This is a genomic window from Chloroflexaceae bacterium, from assembly GCA_025057155.1.
Taxonomy (GTDB): Bacteria; Chloroflexota; Chloroflexia; order Chloroflexales; family Chloroflexaceae; genus JACAEO01.
Window position 1 is genome coordinate 164713 of the sequence record JANWYD010000009.1, and the last position, 19415, is coordinate 184127.

Consider the following 19415-nt stretch of genomic DNA (forward strand, 5'->3'; position numbering starts at 1 on the left):
GGCGCAACACAACGTTTGCATGGGTCGTGACCCGCCAGCGCGCCGGGCGCCTGAAGGCCATCGCCGTTGGGGTAATCCCCAGGGACGTTGCACAACCCTGAATCCAGACCGTTCGATGGATCTCCTCGCCCCGAAGTAGAAGTATACTAGAGAAATGACAATCCATAATCCGAATGGCGCACCTATCGAGCGCGTGATCATCACCCGGCGTGGGCGGCCCAAAGGACCGCCCGGGACGGGCGCGCCCTCCGGCGGCGCTGCGCCCGCCAAACCCTGGTCCGAGCGCTGGAAAGAAGTGCGCGCCGCCTTCCGCAACGTCCCGCGGGCCTTCGCTCTGGTCTGGCAGGCCCACCGCAGCGCGACCCTGATCCTGGCGCTGATTACCCTCGTGAATGGCCTGTTGCCGATCTCCCAGGCATGGGTGGCGAAGCTGATCATTGACGCGGTCGTAGTCGCCGTGACAAGCAGCGTCGCTCCGATGAGCGCGTTGCGCGCCGCGCTCCCCTACCTGCTGGTGGAGTTCGCCCTACTCACCCTGGGGGCCGCGCTCACTCAGGCCCGTTCCCTGGCCGAGCATATGCTCAACGCGCGCCTCAGCAACACGATCAACACGGCCATCATCCGTAAATCGCTGGCCCTCGATTTGCAGTTCTTCGAGGACGCGCAGTTCTACGACAAGCTGCAGAATGCTCGCCGCGAGTCAAACTGGCGCGGAATCAGCATCATCAATGCCAGTTTCAACCTGGCGCAGAACGTGATCACCCTCGGCTCCTTTGCCGTGGGGCTGATCGCCTTCAGCCCCCTGGTGGCGCTGATCCTCTTCGGCGCGACGCTGCCCTCTTTCGTGGCCCAGACCCACTACAGCCGCCTGCACTTCCGCCTGCTCACCTGGCGCGCCCCCGAGTTCCGCAAGATGACCTACCTGGAGCATCTGCTCACGGTTGACAGCAGCGCCAAGGAGATCAAGCTCTTCGGCCTGGGGGAGCCATTGCTCCAGCGCTACCAGGATCTGTTCTGGAAGTTCTATCGTGAGGATGCCGCCCTGGCGCGGCGCCGCTCGCTGATCAGCACCCTCTGGGGGCTGCTGGCCTCAGCGAGTTACTACGGCGCCTACGCCTGGATCATCTGGCAGACCGTTTCTGGTACCATTAGCATCGGCGCGATGACCTTTTACCTGACGCTGTTCCGCCAGAGCCAGGGAGCCTTCCAGGGTGTTTTCCACAATGCCGGCCAGCTCTTTGAGAGCGGTCTCTTCCTGGAGAACCTCTTCGGCTTCCTCTCCCTCGCGCCGCAGATGATCACCGGCAGGGGGCGCAAGGCGCCGCGGCCCATTCGCCAGGGCATCGAGTTCCAGGGGGTCAGTTTCCGCTATCCCGATCGGGAGGAGTATGCCCTCCGCGACGTCAATCTGCGCGTGCTTCCGGGGGAGAAGATTGCCCTGGTGGGGGCCAATGGCGCGGGCAAGACGACCCTGATCAAGCTGCTCACGCGCCTCTACGACCCTACTGAGGGCCGCATCCTGCTCGATGGGGTGGATCTGCGCGAGTATGATCTGGACGACCTGCGGCAATGCATCGGGGTGATTTTCCAGGACTTCGTGCGCTACCAGGTCACTGCTCGCGAGAACATCGGCTTCGGCCAGATCGAAGAACTGGCCAACGAAGAACGTATTCTCTCGGCCTCGGCCCGCGGCGGCGCCGACGAGGTGATCGCCCACCTGCCGCAGGGCTACGACACCATGCTGGGGCGCTGGTTTGAAAACGGCGCCGAGCTCTCAGGCGGGCAGTGGCAAAAGATTGCCCTGGGCCGCGCCTTCATGCGCGACAGCGAGGTGCTGGTCCTCGACGAGCCAACCTCGGCCCTCGACGCCGAGCGCGAGTACGAGATCTTCCGGCGGTTTCGCGAGCTTACCGCCGGGCGCATCGCCTTCCTGATCAGCCATCGCTTCTCCACCGTGCGCATGGCCGACCGCATCGCTGTCATCGAAGGGGGCCGCATCACCGAACTTGGCGCCCATCATGAACTGCTGGCCCTCGGCGGGACCTACGCGCGACTCTTCAATATGCAGGCCGAAGGGTATCGGTAGGAAAACTGGTGTTCCGTGCGCAACCCTCCGGGTTGCGCGCTACAGCGTTCCCCTGCGGCCATAGGCGCGGGGAAACGCGGTTTCCCTACGCCCCAACCGGCGGCGGGGCCGCCCGACCCTCCATCAGGCAGGGGTGCGGGGAGACCGGGTTTCCCCGCCCGCTTTAACCGGTTCTGGGGCCGGTCTCATCCGGCTGTTCCGGGCTTACGTTGAAATGAGAGAGGAGGAAAACAGGTATGATCCTGGATCAATCCACCATTGTCGAACTCGCTAGCATGTACCTGCGCGCCGAGCGCGACGCCGCACCTGTGCCGCCGTGGCGCGAACGCTTCCCCGGCGTCACGGAAGACGACGCCTACGCCATCCAGAACGAACTGCTGCGGCTGCACCTGGCCAATGGCGCAACCCTGGCCGGCTGGAAGGCCGGCGCGACCAACCCCGGCGCACAGGCGACCTTCGAGCTGCGCGACGCGGTCTACGGGCGGCTCCTGAGCGAACGGCGCCTCTCCAGCGGCGTCACGCTGCCTATGGCGGCGCTGATCCACCCCCGCGTGGAGTGCGAAGTTGCGTTCGTCCTCGCCCGCGACCTGAGCGGCCCTGGCGTAACCCCCGAGGCGGCCCTGGCCGCCGTGCAGGGCATGGTCGCCGCGTTTGAAATTGTCGACTCGCGCACCACTGGCTGGGCGGCGAAGATGCCCGAGCTGATCGCCGACAATGTCTTCCAGGCCCGCTATGTGCTCAGCGAACGCGTTGTGCCAGTCACAGACGTGGACCTGGCCGCGCTCGAGGTGGTGCTGTTCCGCAATGGCCAGGAAGCGGCGCGCGCCCGGGGCGCCAGCGTGCTGGGCAGCCCGGCCAACGCCCTGGCCTGGATGGCGAACCGCATAGCCGCCCACGGCCACGCCCTCCGGGCCGGCCAGGTAGTGCTGGCCGGCTCGCTGACTCCGCTTGTTCCCTGCGCCCCCGGCGACACCTTTGAGGCCGTGTTCGATCACCTCGGGCCGATACGCGTGACTTGCGGATAGGCGAGTCAGGCGCGATGTTTCAAACCCGCCTGACTCGCTGTTCTTCATGGCTCGGCAACTCTGTTATGTAGAAGTGTGGAGATGTAGAGATGTGGAGATGTAGGTATTCGATCTGAATCAAGTATCACGGACACCTCCACACCTCCACACCTCCACACAACAACGAGGCCCCCTCTCGAACGTGGAGAGGGGGCAGGCAGGGACGGGAGACGCGACGGAGCCGCGCCTCTACTTCTTGGAAATGTCCACGCTATTGACCGCGGTCTTCATCACCATCTGGCTGAACTGCGTCTGCGCCTCGACGGCTTTCTGCGCGGCCTCTTGCCAGGTCGCCATAATCTTCTGCGCCTGGTTCATGTCCCACATCTGGGCGAACATGCTTGGCTCAGCCTTCTTGAGCAGATCGAACCAGTTCTCCGAGAAGCGCATCTGGGTTTCGGCCCACACCCGCGTCATCTCCAACATCTGTCGGCTCCACTCCACCGGAGTCGTCGGCACGCCTGGAACGGATGGCATCGCTGGCATCGCCGGCATATTCACCGAGGCCGCAGCAACACTCTCAGCCCAGAGACGGGTCAGCTCCACCTGCTGCTCAATCGCGTAGCGCACTGTGCCACGCCACGTTTCCACTGTTTTCTGCCAGGCCTCAGGGCTTTGCGGTGTCGTCATCGCCTGCATCGAGCTCATCCAGCTCTCCCAGACCTTCTGCTGCGTGCCGGTCCAGGTCTTGATCATATCGTTCGCCTGCTTCGACCAGTCCATACCAATCCTCCTCAGTATTCTCCGGCCCTCCGATGTAGACCTACACCGGTTCGCGCATTTCCCTGGTGGTTACAACTCCGAGGGTATCAGCGAAGGTTACATATGAGTTACGTCGAACCATTGCCTGTACAACCAGACTGTGGTACGGTTACCTATGGAGGGGCGAACATGTAATGACAGGCGGCCCCACCTCTCGGCGCCTGCGCGGAAATGCTGGGCAGGTTCAGACGCGAGCGCGTCCGGCTCCTCCCCCCAGCGGGGGGGGTTGGGAGGGGGGCGAAAACGCCAGGAAACTTACTTTATAGCCTGATCAGACGCCCTCTCTCTGAACGCCAACAGGCAATACGCCATCGTAAATCCTATCAAGAGAAAACCGGCCTGTAGTGATGAAACGCGATCGCAGCCCGCTGAAAGCCGCCTACGAGGTGATCGTGATCGGCGCCGGCATTGGCGGCCTGACCGCGGCGGCTTTACTTGCCGCCCGCGGCAAAGATGTGCTGGTGCTTGAACAGCACTACCTCCCCGGCGGCTCGGCGCAGACTTTTCCCAGCGGAAAATACCGCTTCGACGTCGGCCCCAAGTTGTTTTTCGGCATGGATCCGACCCGCGGGAACATGCGCTTCCATGCTGAGGTATTCGCCGAGCTTGACGAATGGCCCGACCTGATCCACTATGACAGTTATTACACCCTCAAGCATCCCCGTGGCGCCCTGCGAGTCGCCGGTTCAATCGAGGAGTACACTACGCAACTGAGCGCCGCGTTCCCCGAAGAGGCTGCAGGCATCCGCGCCTTCTATCACCACCTGGAGGCCCTGCACGGGCTGTTTGTGGGCGTTCCTAATCTGCCTCTCGACGATCCCTGGTCCCTGGTCCGTCTGATCTGGCGCGTGCCCCTTGATCGGCTGCTTGACCTGAACCGCTGGAGCCGCGTCACGCTCGGCGAACTCTTTGACCACTACATCGCCTCGCCTGAACTGCGGGCGATCATTAACGCCGAGTTTGTCGCCTTCTGCTACGCCGACATTGACGTCGCGCCCGCCGTGCTGGGCGCCCTGGTGCTGATTGAGCGCCACAAGGGCGGCGGCGCGTTCACCAGGGGCGGCAGCGGCGAACTGGCCAATGTGCTCATTCGCGGCCTGGAAAAGCACGGCGGGCGCATCGCCTACCGCAGTCGCGTGCGCCGCGTAATTGTCGAGGACGGTCGCGCCTGCGGCGTCGAACTCGACAACGGCGCCCGCATCGCCGCTCGCTGGGTTATCAGCAATGCCGGGGTGATCAACACCTTTGGACGCGCCGGCACGCCGGTTGAGCCGCTGGTGGAGCGGCGCTGGCTGCGCCCCGAGACCCTGGCTCGTGTTGATCGCCTCAAGTACACCGGCTCGTTCGTTACCCTCTTCGCCGGAGTAGATGCTCGCGTGTTTCCCCCCGGCACCGACCCGCATACGCTGTACCTCGACCGCTACTACTCGAGTGTGCGCGACATGCGCATGATCTGCTTCTGCAACTCGTCCTTCAAAGACCCGAGTCTGGCTCCGCCGGGCAAGCATGCCGTGCAGGTCGTGTACTTCGACCCCGAGTTCGGGGCCTTCGAGAGCTGGCGGCGCGACGAGGGCTATGCGGCGCGCAAAGATGCCGCCTGCCGCCGCGCGCTGCGTATGGCCGAAGAGGTCTTTCCGGGCTTCACCGCTGCGCTTGATCACCTCGAAGTCGGCACACCGCTGACCTATGCCGACTACCTGGCGAAGTGGGGCGGCGGCTGGGGCGCGCACATGACGGTGGATCAATTCGCCTTCCGGCGCTTTCAGCACAAGACCGATGTAGAGGGCCTGCTCCTGGTCGGCGCCGACACCCATCCGGGCATCGGGGTCGTAAGCGTCACGATGAGCGGCATGAACTGCGCGCGCCTTATCGCGCCACCGAGGTACACATGAACGAACTGCTTGCCCTTCGCGAGGCGGCGCTGAGCCTGGTCGCCGGCATTCGCCCTGGCGAAGCTCTCAACGCGCCGCCTCCCACCGGCCATCCCTCCGTCGGCCCCGAACTGGCTGACCGGCTGGCCACTGCTGTGCGCGCCCTCAAGATCGCCGCCGCCAGCGACGATGGCCTCGCCGTGGACTACGTCGCCCTGCGCGACAGCCCGGCCTATGCCGATTATGTCGAGCAGGTAACGCCCCTCCTGGTCACGTTCGACCCGTCGGTGCTGCCCGACCGCGGCACGCGGCTGGCCTTCTGGATCAACCTCTACAACGGTATGATCCTCGACGGCGTGGTGGCTTACGAAGTGCGCCGCAGTGTGCGCGCAGGACTCGGAGGTCTGGGCTTTTTCCGCCGTATCGCCTACATCGTTGGCGGCTACCGTCTCTGCGCCGACGACGTCGAGCACGGGATTCTGCGGGCCAATGCTGGCAACCCCTTCCTTCCCGGACCCCAGTTCGCCGATGACGACCCGCGCCTGACCTGGGCCATTACCCCCCTCGAACCGCGCATCCACTTCGCCCTCAACTGCGCCAGTCGCTCCTGCCCGCCCATCGCCGTCTACGACGGCAGGCGGATCGAGGCCCAGCTTGACCTGGCTGCCCGCTCGTTCGTCGGCGCCGATACCGAACTTGACCCTCGGACGGGCACGCTCCTCGTCTCGTCAATCTTCAAGTGGTACCAGGCCGACTTTGGCGGGCTGGAAGGCGTTCTGCGCTTCATTCGCGCCCACCTCCCCCCCGATGACGAGCGCCGGCGCTGGATTGACGCTCAGACGGAGGTGGCTCTGGCCTTTAAGCCCTACGACTGGTCGCTCAACGCTCGCTAGGCGCCCGGCAGACCCGGAGCCGTCCGGGCCCGGCCATCGGGTAGAGGCGCGGAAAATCCGGTCTGCGCCGTAGGCGCAACCCTGGCCGTAGAGGCGCAACCTTGAAGGTTGCGCTACTGCTGCTGCTGCTGCTGGGCCTCGAACGACTCATCCGCCTCGACCGCCGCGGCGTGGCCCGCCAGCACCGGCAGCACCTCCTCGTCGGCGATGGGCGCCTCGGTCGGGGCCACTTTGACCCCCACTTCTAACACGCTCTCGGCCTGACCCTTGTAGACCCCCTTCGTTGGCGGCACATCGGCGTAGTCGCGCCCCACGGCGGTGCGGATATGCCGCTCTCCGGCAATCAGGTTGTTTGTCGGGTCAAAGCCCACCCACCCCAGTTCCGGCAGCAGCGCCTCGACCCAGGCATGAGTCGCGTCCTGCGCGGAGCGGTCGTGATCCTCCACCCGGTGGAAGAGGTAGCCGCTTACATACCGGCAGGGAATGCCGAGGGGACGCAGCAGAGCGATCATGATATGCGCGTAATCCTGGCACACCCCTCGCCGGGCGGCCAGGGCCACATCAATCGGTGAGTCGACCTCGGTGTGCTCCGGATCGTAGGCGAAGGCGTCATAGAGCCGCGCGTTCAACTCGCGCAGCAGGGTGAGCGGATCATCGCGACGGCAGACTTCGAGTTCGCGGGCCAGATCATCGAGCAGCGTCGTCGGATGCGCGAAAGCGCTGGGCGCCAGAAAATCCCAGAGATCCTCACGCTCGGTCAGCGCGTCGAGCGCGGCCCAGGCGTCGGAGTCAAGCCGGTCGGGAAGTAATGGCGGCGGCTGGAGGATGACCACCGCCTCGGCGGTAATGGTGGTGGTGCGGTGTGGCGCAGGGATACTGAAGTGATGAACAATATTGCCGTAGCAATCGGTGTAATGTTGCACACGAGCAATGGGGCTTGTAACCAGGCGAAAGCTCAGACAGCGCTGCGAACCTTCCGAGCGGGGCTGCTTGCGCACCTCGGTGATGCTTTCCCTCACCGGCGCGCTGTAGCGCAAACGGGTCTTATGCAGAATAGAATAATACATATGGCTGGTGCAACTCCAGGAAACCTGTTCGGGAATCAATAGACCACCGACCACGGCCACATCTGCCGCGCCCAATCCACGATCCACAATCCAGAGTCCTCCTATAGCGTTTCTCGAAAAGGTTGATCCACCCCGATGGCGGCAGAAGCGCCCGCGAGCCATGCGGCTCAGCGCCTCAGCGCCTCAGTGCCTCAGTGGATCAAGCATTCCAGTCAGTGCTCTAGGTGTCAAGGGCCTTCTCTACGGGGTAGGTCACGTAGGTCTGATAGATCGCGCTGTGGATGGCGATACACTGGCGTTGGATGCCATCGAGGTAGGCGTGCATATTATCGGCCATGATCTCCTCAACCTGGCCATAATCGAGCGAGGCGCGCAATCGGCCCGCCAGACGCTCGGCCCGCCCGCCGCCGCGGATGCCGGCGCTCTGCGCAATCACTTGCAGTCCGCGTTGCACCCGGTCGGCGGCAAAACGCACCGAGTGGGGAAACTCGGCGTCGAGCAACAAAAACTCCGCGACTGTATGAGGCTGCACATCAGCAGTATACACCTTGCAGTACGCCTCGAACGCGGTGGCGCACTTGAGCAGCCCGACCCAGTCGTTGTACTCCAGCATCAGCGCCGGATCATCTGGCGCCTCCAGATAGGGGCGGAAATGCACGTCGAGGAGCAGCGCTGTCGCGCCGGCCCGTTCCAGGTAGCGGCCGACCTGAATGAAATACCAACCCTCGCCGTGGCTCATAGTGCTGTCGGTGATACCCTGAAAGAGATGCGCGCCTTCTTTGATCGCCTGATAGAACTCAATCGGCTCTCCCTGCCAGACCTGCTCCGGGGTTGCCGCGCGCACAGAGAGGTACAGGCGGTTGACCTGCTCCCACATCTCCGAACTGATCTGCTGGCGCACCTGCCGGGCGTTCTCACGGGCCAGCGCGATGCAATTGACGATGGCATTGGGATTTTCGGGATCGAAGGTTAAAGTCCGGGTGATGGCATAGGCGTCAGCGAGGCCCTGGGGGGGCGTGTCGGTGCGCAGGGCGGCCAGCAGCCGTCTCCAGCGCGGCTCGACCGATTCGGGGGTTTGATCGAGCATCAGGTTCAACCCGACACCGATCAGTCGCGCCGTATGTTCGGCTCGTTCCAGGTAGCGACTCATCCAGTAGAGGCCATCAGCTACGCGTGAGAGCATATCATGCTAACGTAACGAGGTGCAGGGTCAGCCATTCAGGATTCCGGTTTCTCCACACTTCACATCTCTACACCTCCACACCTCCACAATCACTGTAAAGAGTGAGGCGCTCAGTGGCAAGCAGGCGTGAACGATAGCTGACTCTCCAGCCAATCCAGGAACGGCCCGTCACTCGAACAGAACCCACGTATCCTTGCTGCCTCCGCCCTGCGACGAGTTGACCACCAGGGAGCCTTTGCGCAACGCCACACGGGTAAGGCCCCCCGGCACAATCGTAATCTGGTCGCCGCTGTTGAGGATGTAGGGGCGGAGATCGACATGGCGCGGCTCGACCCGGCCATCAACAAAGCAGGGAGCGCGCGAGAATTGTAGCGTGGGCTGGGCGATATAATTGCGCGGATTGGCCTCGATCAGGCGCCTGAAGCGCTCGCGCTCCTCAGCAGTGCTGTGGGGGCCGATGAGCATCCCATAGCCCCCCGACTCACCCACTGCCTTCACTACCAGTTCATCCAGATGCTCGAGCACGTAGGCCCGTTCCCCCGGATCATTGCAGAGATAGGTCTCGACATTTGAGAGGATCGGCTCTTCGCTCAGATAGTATTTGATCATCTTCGGCACATAGGCGTAGATCGCCTTATCGTCGGCCACGCCGGTGCCCACAACATTCGCCAGGCTGACATTTCCAGCGCGGAAGGCGTTGAACAGCCCCGCCGCACCGAGGATCGAATCGGCGCGGAAGGCCAGGGGATCAATAAAATCGTCATCCACCCGCCGGTAAATCACATCCACCCGCCGCAGGCCGGCTGTCGTGCGCATGTACACGACGTTGTCGTGCACCAGCAGGTCACGGCCCTCGACCAGTTCCACCCCCATGAGCCGGGCGAGGAAGGTATGCTCAAAGTAAGCCGAGTTGTACACCCCCGGTGTTAACAGCACAATGGTCGGCTCGGGCCGATGCGGGGACGCCAGCGCGCGCAGGGTCGTGAGCAGCGCATGGCCGTAGTGGTCTATCGAACGCACGCCATAATTGGCAAACAACCCCGGAAAGGCCCGTTTCATCACTGCCCGATTGGTGAGCATGTAGCTCACCCCGCTGGGCACGCGCAGGTTATCCTCCAGCACCACGAACTCGCCCGATGGCAGACGCACCAGGTCCGTACCGGTAATCGAGATATACACCCCTTGCGGCACCGCGACGTTCCGCATCTCGCGGCGGAAGTGCGGGCAGGTGTACACCAGTTCGCGCGGAATGATCTTATCGGCCAGAATGCGCGCCTGATGGTAAATGTCGTGCAAGAACATGTTCAGCGCGCGGATGCGCTGTTTCAGCCCCGCCTCAATCACCGCCCATTCGTCGTGGGTCACGATCCGCGGCAGCAGGTCATAGGGAAAGATGCGCTCGACGCCCTGCTCGTCGCCGTAGACGGTGAAGGTGATGCCCTGATTGAGAAAGGTGAGATCGGCGTAGCTTTGCCGCTGCTGGAGGTCGCGCGGGGAGAGTTCCTGCAGGCGCTGGTACAGGAGCCGGTAGTGGGGGCGTGGTTCACCCGCCTCGTCAAACATCTCGTCGTAGGCGGGGCCGAGATCGTAGGTGGCGAAGAGCGAATGGCCGTTCGCGCGCGCGCGGTGCTCGGTGAGCATAGATGTGCAGTGCTAGGGCTTTCTACCGAATCTGAAGCCAGACATCGGAGAGAGCTGAGCGGGCGGCGCTGCCACGACTACGGCGGTTCTTCTCTCGGGATTATTCGCTATAATACCCCCTTCCGCGCCCGCCGTCAACCGGGAATTAACACCGGGCGGGGCATGCGACGGTAAGCTCGAAGCACTGGCACAGCCAGTGCTTCGGCCCAAATCTGGCAATGAAACGCAGACGCCGTGCTAATCGCCCATCCCCTCGGCGCTCGCGGGGATCACCCGCTTGCGCAGATCGACCTCCTTCACCCGGTAGACGTCCCAGGCCAGACCCGCCGCCTCCAGGCCGCGGATCACGTAGCCCGAGATGTCAATCTGCCACCAGCGCAGGCCATGGAAGGCCGAGCGAGGGAAGGCGTGGTGATTGTTGTGCCAGCCCTCGCCGAACGCCAGCAGACCGACGACAAAGTTGTTGCGGCTCGCGTCGCGCGTCTGATAATCGCGCCCGCCAAAGGTGTGGCAGATCGAGTTGACGCTCCAGGTCACGTGGTGGGTGAGAAAGACCCGCACCAGCCCCCCCCAGATCAGCCCGCTCCAGCCGGCGATCAGGAAGGGGATGAGCAGCCCCAATCCGGCCCACAACAGCCAGGTGCGCGAGGCCCAGACAACGTCAGGGTCGCGCTTCAACCAGGTGCCGTACACGTCCACGTTCTCTTTGTGGTGGAACAGCCAGCCCATATGCGCGTGCCACAGGCCCTCCAGCGGGCTGTGAGGATCGTCTTCGCCATCGGAGTGGGCGTGGTGCTGAATATGCGTCGAGGCCCAGGCGATCGGGCTGCCCTCAAAGGCCATGCTGCCCATGATCAGGAACAGGCGCTTTAGCCACGAGTGGGTCTCAAAACTCTTGTGGGTCAGCATCCGGTGGTAACCGACCGTGATCCCCAGACCGGAGACGGCGTAAAACACCAGCATCAGCGTTACGTCCAGCCAGTCAACAGCGCGGTTCCACAGCATCACCACGGCATAGATTGTGGCCAGAAACGGTAGTACGACCACGATCAAGACGCTAATTTTCTCGCCAAGACTCTTCTCAAGTTGGGGTTCGACCGGAGCGGAGGGTGCGACGCGGGCCATCTGGTATCTCCTTAATAATGACATCTGGCCGCGTATCCTTCCGCGGCCACTGCATCCCAGTGTAGCTCGCGCTCTCGCGTCGCGTAAGTGCGTCCAGTCCAGTCATTCGTCACCATTGACCTACTTTGTGACGTTGTGCACACCTAACCAGGGGCCTATGACGGGGGTCACGGGACAAGACCGAGCGGGGGTGCGGAGAAACCCGGTTTCCCCGCACCTCTGAAGCGCCGTTGAACCGGAGCTTACCCCAACCCGTGCTGCTGCGCCCAGAGAGCCGCCTGGGTGCGGTCACGGACGCCAAGTTTGCCGAGGATGTTGCTGATGTGATTCTTCACCGTGCCGATGCTGATCAGCAAGGTCTCGCTGATCTCCTGGTTGGTGCGCCCCCGCGCCAGCAGGGCGAGAATGTCCCGTTCGCGTTCGGTGAGGAAGGCCAGGCGCTCTGCAGGCGCCGGCATCGCGGCAGGCTTGCTCCCTTCCACCTCGTGCGCCAGCCGCCCCAGATGGGGCAGCATCTGAGCGGTGATCTCCGGCGCCAGCAGCGCGCCGCCGGCAGCGACGGTGCGCACCGCATCAGCAAGGGCTTTGTGATCCACATCCTTCAACAGGTAGCCCCGCGCACCTGCCGCAAGCCCCCGAAAGACATACGCATCGTCACGAAAGGTCGTCAAAATGATCACCGCCGGGCGCGATCCCCGTTCCGCCAGCCGCCGGGTGGCCTCCACGCCGTCCATCACCGGCATCAGCACGTCCATCAGCACCACGTCAGGGTCGAGTGCGGCGACAAGCTCCAGGGCTTCCTGCCCATTGCTGGCCTGGCCCACCACCTCGATGCCGGGTTTGCGCGCCAGCAGCGTAGCAATTCCCGTGCGGATCAAAGTCTGATCATCCACAATCAATACGCGGATCTTCTCGCTCATCGTTGGCACCTCGTCGCGGCCCTCTGTGGAAAGACTCATACGCCTTCGGTCGGCAACACCACCCGTAAGCGCCATCCGCCGCCGGGCAACGGTCCGGCCTCCATCCCGCCGTTGAGGGCCTCGGCCCGCTCACGCAGGCCCACCAACCCGAAACGCTCGCCCGATCCCGGTCGAAACGCCGGGGGCGCCGCGTCGCCAGAGTCGTCATTCGTGACCGTGACCGTGATATAGCCTCCCTGGATCACAACCTGCGCCTCGATCCGGGTGGCGCGGCTGTGCTTGCGAGCGTTGGTCACGCCCTCCTGCACCGCGCGGTAAACGGTGCAGGCCAGCGCGTCCGGCAGGTTCTCAAGCTCACTGTCGAGCATCAGCGTCACCTGCGGCGGCGCCACCGCCGACGCTGCCAGTTCCCCCAGCGCCTGCGGCAGCTCCTTGCCTCGCACCGGCAGTTCGGCATCGGCCACGGCCAGCATGCTGCGCCAGGCCAGACGTAACTGTTCGCGGCTCTCGCGCACCTGTTCCAGGGCCGCTTCGGCGTCTTCGGCTGCCAGATCCTCGGCCAGTTGCAGGTGCAAATGCACCATCACCAGCCGCGATCCCAGATCATCATGCACCTCACGGGCCAGTCGCGCTCGCTCAGCCGCCACCGCCAGCATACGCGCCTCGGCCATCTGCTGCTCAATTTCCGCGCTCAACAGCGCCAGACGCAACTCCGCCTGCTTGCGCCGCTCGAGTTGCCGGCGGGCCAGCAGCAACGGTCCGCCGACCGCCGCCGCCGTCACCGCACCGATCAGCAGGGCGTTATGATCGAACCGCTCCGGTCCCCAGTATGCTGCAAGCGTGGTGATCCCCACCAGCAAGGCCGCCAGGTGCAGCACGATCTGGCGCACCGGCAGCCGCACCGCCACCTGCCAGAGCACCAGCAAGAGTCCCAGCAAGGGTGTGAGGGTGTGGGCAAGTTGCGCCAGCGCCAGGATGGCCACCGACTGCGCCGCCAGACCCACCTGGATCAGCCACAGATGCGTGATGCGCTGGGTGGTCACGTAGGCGAGCATCAATACCGCCGCCCATACCAGAAGCATCTTGAATGATCCCGGCGCCAGTGGCCGTTCCAGCGCGGCGGAGCTGATCGTCAGAGCCAGAAAGACCCCCGGCAACACCCACGTGAGCACCCGGTTCAGCGGCCGCGCGATCACCGGTTCATCAGACGGAAGAACATGCTCCAGCGACGGGACGCCGGCAGGCGGCTCGGCCGCGCCCTGGCGCAACGTCGCCACCGTGGCTCGCAGGCGTTCCAGCGCGCTGGCGGCGGCGGCCCGCGTCTGGCTCACTGCCGCCTCAACCCGTGAGAGGTTGCTCTGCGCCTGCGCCAGCGCCGCCGCCACACTCTGCTCAGTGCGGGCGAGGGCCGTCTGCACTTCATCAATGATCGTCTGCGCGAGCCGGTGGCGCTCCTCCAGCATGATGCGTTGCTGCATCTCCCGCAGGCCCGCGGCCAGCGCATCGTAGCGCTGCTGCACCTGCTGTAACATGTGCTGCACCTGCTCGCTCCGGCGCTGCTGGCGCAGGTAGAAGAGCGCCGCGATGATCGCGCAGGTGGCTGGAAAGGCCAGCGCCAGGTTGCCCTGTAGCCAGTCTATCAGGTTCGCCGTGGCCACCAGCAGCATCCCGCTCCAGACCGCATAGGCTCCCACCGCGAAGGTAATCCATAGCCACGCCGGAAACAGGGCGATAGCCTGGAGCACCAGCGCCAGATACACATAATCGAGCAGCGGCGCGGGCGCCAGCGCCTGTGCCAGGGCCGTCAGCGCCACCTGCCCGAGCAAGAAGAGCACCTGTCCCCAGCGGGGCAACCGTCGCGCCGGAACGAAGGTCACCGCGATCAGGCAGACGCCGCACAGCCCTGCCAGCGTCACCAGCCGCCAGGCGGCATAACTCTGCCCGAGGGCGCTTAGGGGCGCGCCAAGCAGCGCCAGCGTCACCACGCTCTGCACGGCAAACGGATAAGGCAGAGCCATTGTGGTGATAATCCTCCGTTGGGGCGATGCCTTTGCCTTCATGATTTTAGTGTAGCACACTCGTCTGTGCTCCCTGCGGCTGCGCCGCGCGCCAACGGGGCGCAGTCGGGTTGAGAGAAGGTCCGCAGCCCCCGTTGACCTGTGGTAGAATGCAGAGTGAGCAAACGCTCAGGTCTGCCGCGCCAGGCGCCTGAGCGTCTCTATGTGTCGCCATCGCTGGCGCTGAGGACGTATGCTGCGTCACGATCTTCGCAACATCGCTATTATTGCCCACGTCGATCACGGCAAAACCACCCTGGTTGACGCCATGCTCAAGCAGAGCCGCGTCTTCCGCGAGAATCAGGCCGTTGAGGAACGGGTGCTTGACTCCAACGCCCTCGAACGAGAGCGCGGGATTACCATTCTCTCCAAAACGACCGCCGTTACCTACCGGGGCACGAAGATCAACATTGTAGATACGCCCGGCCACGCCGATTTCGGCGGCGAGGTGGAACGGGTGATGAATATGGTTGACGGCGTCCTGCTTCTGGTTGACGCCGTTGACGGCCCTATGCCGCAGACAAAGTTCGTGCTCCGCAAGGCCCTGCAGGCCGGCCACCGCGCCATTGTGGTGGTCAACAAGATTGACCGGCCCCAGGCGCGTCCCAACTGGGTCATCAATGAAACCTTCGACCTGTTTGTCGATCTCGGCGCCAGCGATGAACAGGCCGAATTCGCCACCATCTTCACCAATGCCCTGGCCGGTCACGCCGGCCGCTCGCCGCTCAAGCTGCACGACTCCCTCGAACCGCTCTTTGAGGCCATCCTTGACCGCATCCCGCCCCCTGAGGTTGATGTGAACGCCCCGGTCCAGTTCCTTGTGACCACCAGCGTCTATGACGATTACAAAGGCAAAATAGTTACGGGCCGGCTCAGTCGCGGCACGCTCAGCAAGGGGCAGGCCCTCGTGCGCATCGATCGCCACGGTGCGATCCATCCCGCGCGCCTCAGCCAACTGTTCGTCTACAACGGCCTGGAACGTCAGGAGGTTGAGCTGGCCCAGGCCGGCGATATTATCGCCCTTGCCGGGATCGGCGACGCCAGCATCGGCGATACCATCGCCGACGCGCTCCAGCCCGAAGCTCTTCCCCCTATTAAGGTCGAGGAGCCGACGGTGCGCATGACCTTCGGCGTCAATACCAGCCCCTTCGCCGGTCGTGAAGGAACTTTCGTCACCTCGCGCAAGCTCCGCGAACGCCTCTACCAGGAGACCGAACGCGATGTGGCCCTGCGGGTCGAAGACACCGAGAGCCCCGATGTCTTTCTGGTCGCCGGACGTGGCGAACTACACCTCGGCATTCTGATCGAAACTATGCGCCGCGAAGGCTACGAGTTCCAGGTCTCTCGCCCTGAAGTGATACTCCATGAGGACGAGCACGGGAATCGCCTGGAACCGATTGAACTGGTTGAAATCGAGGTGGCCGCTGATTACCAGGGCGTGGTGGTCGAACTGCTCGGCAAACGCCAGGGCGAGATGCGCGATATGCACGTCCGTGATGATGGCAGCGTGCATTATGTCTATCTCGTGCCGACCCGCGGTTTGCTCGGCTTCCGCCAGCTTTTTCTCAGCGCCACTCGCGGCACCGGCGTGCTCAATAGTCTGTTTTACGGCTACGCGCCCTTCAGGGGTGAGATCGCCGCGCGTGAAAATGGCTCGCTCATCGCCTCCGAAAGTGGCGTCGTCACCACCTACGGCATCAACCAGGTACAGGATCGCGGCGTCTTCTTCGTTACCCCCGGCCAGGAAGTGTATGCGGGCATGGTGGTCGGCCAGCATATCCGCGACGTAGACCTCGAGGTCAACGTCTGCAAGGAAAAGCACCTCACCAACATGCGCAATAACAGGGGCGCCGAGAATATCCGCCTTGAGGCCCCGCGCACCCTCTCCCTTGACGACGCCATCGAGTATATCGGCGACGACGAACTGGTCGAGGTCACCCCTAAGGGCTGGCGACTGCGGAAAAAGCTGCTCAGCGCCGACGAACGGCGTCGCGAAAAGAAGAAGCGCGACCTCTCCCCGGCCTGAGCGGCAAGGACGATGCGCGAACCGCCCCTACCCGCGAGGGGCACAATCCAAAATCCGCAGCGTTCCTTCTCTCATCCTCTTCTCATCCAGACCTAACCCCATTCTTAGCCCTCTGGTCTATACTACCCTTCTGACGTCCCCCGGGAGCACCCCGACTCCCGCTGGCTCTCGTCCCCACGAGGATCACCTCTGTTAACGGGACAAGCAACTCGTTCGTCTGGTTCGGTCGCAGCCCGAACAACGAACCTGAAAGGGGAGCGACCCATGACCAATCCGGCGGTTATCAGCCCCGGTGCTACCGACTCAATCATTCTATATCTCAACGAGATCGGTGACGAGCCGCTCTTGACCTTTGATCAGGAACAGGCCCTGGCCCGCGCGATGGCCGAGGGCCTGGAAGCGGCCAACCGTCTCGCAGCCGAGCCACACCTGCCCGTCGCCGAGCGCCGGCGTCTGGAGCAGCAGGTCGCCGCGGGCGAGCGGGCGCGAGCTCAGTTGATCAATTCTAACCTGCGCCTGGTGGTTAGCATCGCGCGTCGCTACCAGGGGCACGGGCTGAGCCTGCTGGATCTGATCCAGGAGGGCAGCCTGGGTTTGATGCGCGCCGTAGATAAGTTCGATCCCAGCCGTGGCCTGAAGTTCTCAACCTACGCCACCTACTGGATCCGCCAGAGCGTTGGGCGGGCTATCGCCGATCACGGGCGCACGGTGCGTCTGCCGGTGCATCTGGGCGAGCGGCTCTCGCGGCTCGCTCGCGTGCGCCAGCAGTTGATCCAGCGTCTCGACCGCGAACCGACGCCGGAAGAGGTCGCCAGCGAGGCTGGCCTCACCCCTGAGCAGGTGACGCGCGCCGAGCAGGCCGCGCTGACCCCGGCGTCGCTTGACGAAGCGCACACCGAGGACGGCACCGGCACGCTGGCTGAGGTGATCTCCGATCCGCTGCAGCCCTCCCCGCTCGATGAGGTGTCGCACACGTTGCTGCGCGACGATCTGAGCGAGGCGATGTCGCACCTGACGCCTCGCGAGCGCCACATCCTCTGCCTGCGCTACGGGCTGCACGGCGAGCCGGCGCTGACCCTTGAGCAGATCGGCCAGCGCCTCAACCTGACCCGCGAGCGCGTGCGGCAACTTGAGAGCGAGGCCCTCAAGAAGTTGCGCGACCCGCTGCTGGGTCGCCGGCTGCATGGTTACTTTGAAGAGGCGTAGAGCGGCAACATGCCCAGCGCCAGTTCCGCTCTCCGGCGCCAGTCAGAGGCAGGCGCCAGATCGGCAGCGCGGATAAGCGCGGTGCGCGCGTTCTCCGCGTCGCCGAGGTTCGCCAGTGCTGCTCCGAGGTAATACAACGCGGCGGGGCCGCCGCCGGTTTGCTGGGCCGCGCGGGCGGCTTCCGCCGCGCTCGCGAACTGGCCACAGTGGTAGCGATGGGCGGCCAGCACGGTCAGGGCCTCTGGATTGCCGGCTGACCTGGTTGCAGCCGTTTCGGCGAACGACAACCCCGTTTCACACAGTTCAAAGGTGGTGGCGAGGTGAAACTTCGCCGCCAGCAGCGCATAGCGGCCCTGGTCAGCCTGCGGGGCCAGGGCCACCGCGCGCCGGTAGGCCCGGCTGGCCTGATCATATTCGCGACGCGCGGCATACCAACTGGCCCAGGCCAGCGCCACGCCCGGATCATCGGGGCGCAGACGCGCAACGGCGTCAAGTTCATCGTGCGCTGCATCGCTGGCGTTATTCGTCAGATAGGTCAGCGCCAGCAGCGTGCGCGCTCGCGGGTCATCAGGGTGCGCCTCGACCAGGGCTTGCAGCCGTTTCAGGCCACCGCTGGCATCGCCAGCGCGCCATCGTGTATAGGCGGCGTAGGCCGCAGCGCCGAGAGCATCGGGGCCATGCGGATCAACGCGCGTAAACTGCTCCTCGGCCAGACCATACAGACCCAGGTGCAGGTAAAACATGCCCAGGAGCTGGGGCCGCCCGGCTGGCGACGCGTCAAGCGCGGCCCGGAGTCGACGCGGACCGTCACCCGTCACGGGCAGCAAGGGGCTGATCAGCGGGTCGTTGCGCGCCAGGGGAACGGCCAGGGTCAGATCCTGGCGCGCAACTTCGGGAGCGCTGCCCGCGCGCAACGCAGCCAGGCGAAAGCGGGCGGCTTCGGCCCAGGCCGGCGGCAGCGGCTCCGCCAGGGCTGCCTGCATCCCGGCCATCGCCAGCAGGTACTCGCCTCGCCGCAAGGCTTCGTCGGCGGCCAGCAGGCGCGCCGGGGCGCGATAGGCGCACGCCTCGGCTGAGCGGCAATCCTCCGCCAGCGCCCAGGTGCGCGCCGCCAGATCGCTCCGCCCGGCGTCGGCGAGCGCCCGCCCCAGGTAGAGCAAGGCGCGCTGATAATCCACCGGCCCCAGGCCGCGCAACATTGCCGCGCGCAACTGGCGCTCGGCGGCGGCGTGCTCGCCGCGCAGCGCCCGCAGCATCCCCAGGCGCGCCTGCGCCTCGGGCAACGCCGGCGCCAGCGGAGTCAGGATCGCCAGCGCCTCATGGTAGCGCCCCGCAGCGAAGAGCCGGTCGGCGGACCGCAACCCGTCGCGATGGTCAGGACGCAGCGCCAGGACGAGCGCCGCGACCAGCAGCAGCAGCAGCAGCGCCGCCCGCGCGAGAAGCGTCACCACTGCCCGCCAGCGCCGGGGGAATGGTGCGAGGATGTCCATCCTGCCGCTTTCAGAATCCACAAG

14 protein-coding genes are annotated in these 19415 nt (G+C 64.6%); 6 read left to right on the forward strand and 8 right to left on the reverse strand.

Going from position 1 to position 19415, the window contains the following annotated elements; all coding sequences use genetic code 11:
- The first annotated feature begins 154 nt into the window (after nt 1-154).
- Nucleotides 155-2086, forward strand: coding sequence for an ABC transporter ATP-binding protein/permease (locus tag NZU74_10125; protein MCS6881679.1), 1932 nt, complete (start codon nt 155-157; stop codon nt 2084-2086).
- 236 nt (nt 2087-2322) lie between these two features.
- Nucleotides 2323-3111: a fumarylacetoacetate hydrolase family protein gene (locus tag NZU74_10130; GenBank protein MCS6881680.1), complete on the forward strand. Its 789-nt coding sequence runs from the start codon at nt 2323-2325 to the stop codon at nt 3109-3111.
- A gap of 228 nt (nt 3112-3339) precedes the next feature.
- Here NZU74_10130 and NZU74_10135 read toward each other — a convergent pair whose 3' ends face one another.
- Nucleotides 3340-3873, reverse strand: a complete 534-nt coding sequence (locus NZU74_10135; GenBank protein ID MCS6881681.1) for a hypothetical protein — start codon at nt 3871-3873, stop codon at nt 3340-3342.
- 386 nt (nt 3874-4259) lie between these two features.
- Between NZU74_10135 and NZU74_10140 the strand changes: the two genes are divergently transcribed.
- Together NZU74_10140 and NZU74_10145 are read left to right on the forward strand one after the other, a co-directional pair.
- Complete coding sequence (locus tag NZU74_10140; GenBank protein ID MCS6881682.1) at nt 4260-5804, forward strand: NAD(P)/FAD-dependent oxidoreductase; 1545 nt, start codon at nt 4260-4262, stop codon at nt 5802-5804.
- The gene (locus tag NZU74_10145; GenBank protein ID MCS6881683.1) at nt 5801-6676 is read left to right on the forward strand and encodes a DUF547 domain-containing protein; all 876 of its coding nucleotides are present in this window, start codon (nt 5801-5803) and stop codon (nt 6674-6676) included. The genes NZU74_10140 and NZU74_10145 overlap by 4 nt, the downstream gene beginning before the upstream one ends.
- 113 nt (nt 6677-6789) lie before the next feature.
- On the opposite strand, the gene NZU74_10150 is transcribed toward NZU74_10145, so the two are convergent.
- The 6 genes from NZU74_10150 to NZU74_10175 all read right to left on the reverse strand — a co-directional run bounded on the left by NZU74_10150 (nt 6790) and on the right by NZU74_10175 (nt 14630).
- Nucleotides 6790-7743, reverse strand: coding sequence for a transglutaminase family protein (locus tag NZU74_10150; protein MCS6881684.1), 954 nt, complete (start codon nt 7741-7743; stop codon nt 6790-6792).
- A gap of 220 nt (nt 7744-7963) precedes the next feature.
- A complete protein-coding gene (locus NZU74_10155) occupies nt 7964-8926 on the reverse strand; it encodes an alpha-E domain-containing protein (GenBank protein MCS6881685.1) in 963 nt (320 codons plus the stop codon).
- A gap of 168 nt (nt 8927-9094) precedes the next feature.
- Nucleotides 9095-10567 (reverse strand): circularly permuted type 2 ATP-grasp protein, encoded by a 1473-nt coding sequence (locus NZU74_10160; protein MCS6881686.1) that lies wholly within the window; start codon nt 10565-10567, stop codon nt 9095-9097.
- Between the two features lie 237 nt (nt 10568-10804).
- The gene (locus NZU74_10165) at nt 10805-11692 is read right to left on the reverse strand and encodes an acyl-CoA desaturase (GenBank protein ID MCS6881687.1); all 888 of its coding nucleotides are present in this window, start codon (nt 11690-11692) and stop codon (nt 10805-10807) included.
- A 242-nt stretch (nt 11693-11934) separates the two neighbouring features.
- Nucleotides 11935-12651: a response regulator transcription factor gene (locus NZU74_10170; protein ID MCS6881688.1), complete on the reverse strand. Its 717-nt coding sequence runs from the start codon at nt 12649-12651 to the stop codon at nt 11935-11937.
- Nucleotides 12648-14630, reverse strand: a complete 1983-nt coding sequence (locus tag NZU74_10175) for a histidine kinase (GenBank protein MCS6881689.1) — start codon at nt 14628-14630, stop codon at nt 12648-12650. Before NZU74_10175 ends, NZU74_10170 begins: the two co-directional genes overlap by 4 nt.
- A 232-nt stretch (nt 14631-14862) precedes the next feature.
- Here NZU74_10175 and typA point away from each other — a divergent pair, with 232 nt between their 5' ends.
- Both typA and NZU74_10185 read left to right on the forward strand, forming a co-directional pair.
- Nucleotides 14863-16695 carry a translational GTPase TypA gene (typA, locus tag NZU74_10180; protein MCS6881690.1) on the forward strand — a complete coding sequence of 611 codons (1833 nt, stop codon included), beginning with the start codon at nt 14863-14865 and terminating at the stop codon, nt 16693-16695.
- A gap of 264 nt (nt 16696-16959) precedes the next feature.
- The gene (locus NZU74_10185) at nt 16960-17901 is read left to right on the forward strand and encodes a sigma-70 family RNA polymerase sigma factor (protein MCS6881691.1); all 942 of its coding nucleotides are present in this window, start codon (nt 16960-16962) and stop codon (nt 17899-17901) included.
- Here NZU74_10185 and NZU74_10190 read toward each other — a convergent pair.
- Entirely contained in the window at nt 17883-19391 is a 1509-nt protein-coding gene (locus NZU74_10190) for a tetratricopeptide repeat protein (GenBank protein MCS6881692.1), read from the reverse strand. The two genes, NZU74_10185 and NZU74_10190, sit on opposite strands and share 19 nt — an antisense overlap.
- Nucleotides 19392-19415 lie beyond the last annotated feature (24 nt).

Bases quoted from the DNA above. Each gene is read 5' to 3' on its own strand.
- NZU74_10125 (MCS6881679.1), top strand. From the start codon at position 155: ATGACAATCCATAATCCGAATGGCGCACCTATCGAGCGCGTGATCATC.
- NZU74_10130 (MCS6881680.1), top strand. From the start codon at position 2,323: ATGATCCTGGATCAATCCACCATTGTCGAACTCGCTAGCATGTACCTG.
- NZU74_10135 (MCS6881681.1), bottom strand. From the start codon at position 3,873: ATGGACTGGTCGAAGCAGGCGAACGATATGATCAAGACCTGGACCGGC.
- NZU74_10140 (MCS6881682.1), top strand. From the start codon at position 4,260: ATGAAACGCGATCGCAGCCCGCTGAAAGCCGCCTACGAGGTGATCGTG.
- NZU74_10145 (MCS6881683.1), top strand. From the start codon at position 5,801: ATGAACGAACTGCTTGCCCTTCGCGAGGCGGCGCTGAGCCTGGTCGCC.
- NZU74_10150 (MCS6881684.1), bottom strand. From the start codon at position 7,743: ATGTATTATTCTATTCTGCATAAGACCCGTTTGCGCTACAGCGCGCCG.
- NZU74_10155 (MCS6881685.1), bottom strand. From the start codon at position 8,926: ATGCTCTCACGCGTAGCTGATGGCCTCTACTGGATGAGTCGCTACCTG.
- NZU74_10160 (MCS6881686.1), bottom strand. From the start codon at position 10,567: ATGCTCACCGAGCACCGCGCGCGCGCGAACGGCCATTCGCTCTTCGCC.
- NZU74_10165 (MCS6881687.1), bottom strand. From the start codon at position 11,692: ATGGCCCGCGTCGCACCCTCCGCTCCGGTCGAACCCCAACTTGAGAAG.
- NZU74_10170 (MCS6881688.1), bottom strand. From the start codon at position 12,651: ATGAGTCTTTCCACAGAGGGCCGCGACGAGGTGCCAACGATGAGCGAG.
- NZU74_10175 (MCS6881689.1), bottom strand. From the start codon at position 14,630: ATGGCTCTGCCTTATCCGTTTGCCGTGCAGAGCGTGGTGACGCTGGCG.
- typA (MCS6881690.1), top strand. From the start codon at position 14,863: ATGCTGCGTCACGATCTTCGCAACATCGCTATTATTGCCCACGTCGAT.
- NZU74_10185 (MCS6881691.1), top strand. From the start codon at position 16,960: ATGACCAATCCGGCGGTTATCAGCCCCGGTGCTACCGACTCAATCATT.
- NZU74_10190 (MCS6881692.1), bottom strand. From the start codon at position 19,391: ATGGACATCCTCGCACCATTCCCCCGGCGCTGGCGGGCAGTGGTGACG.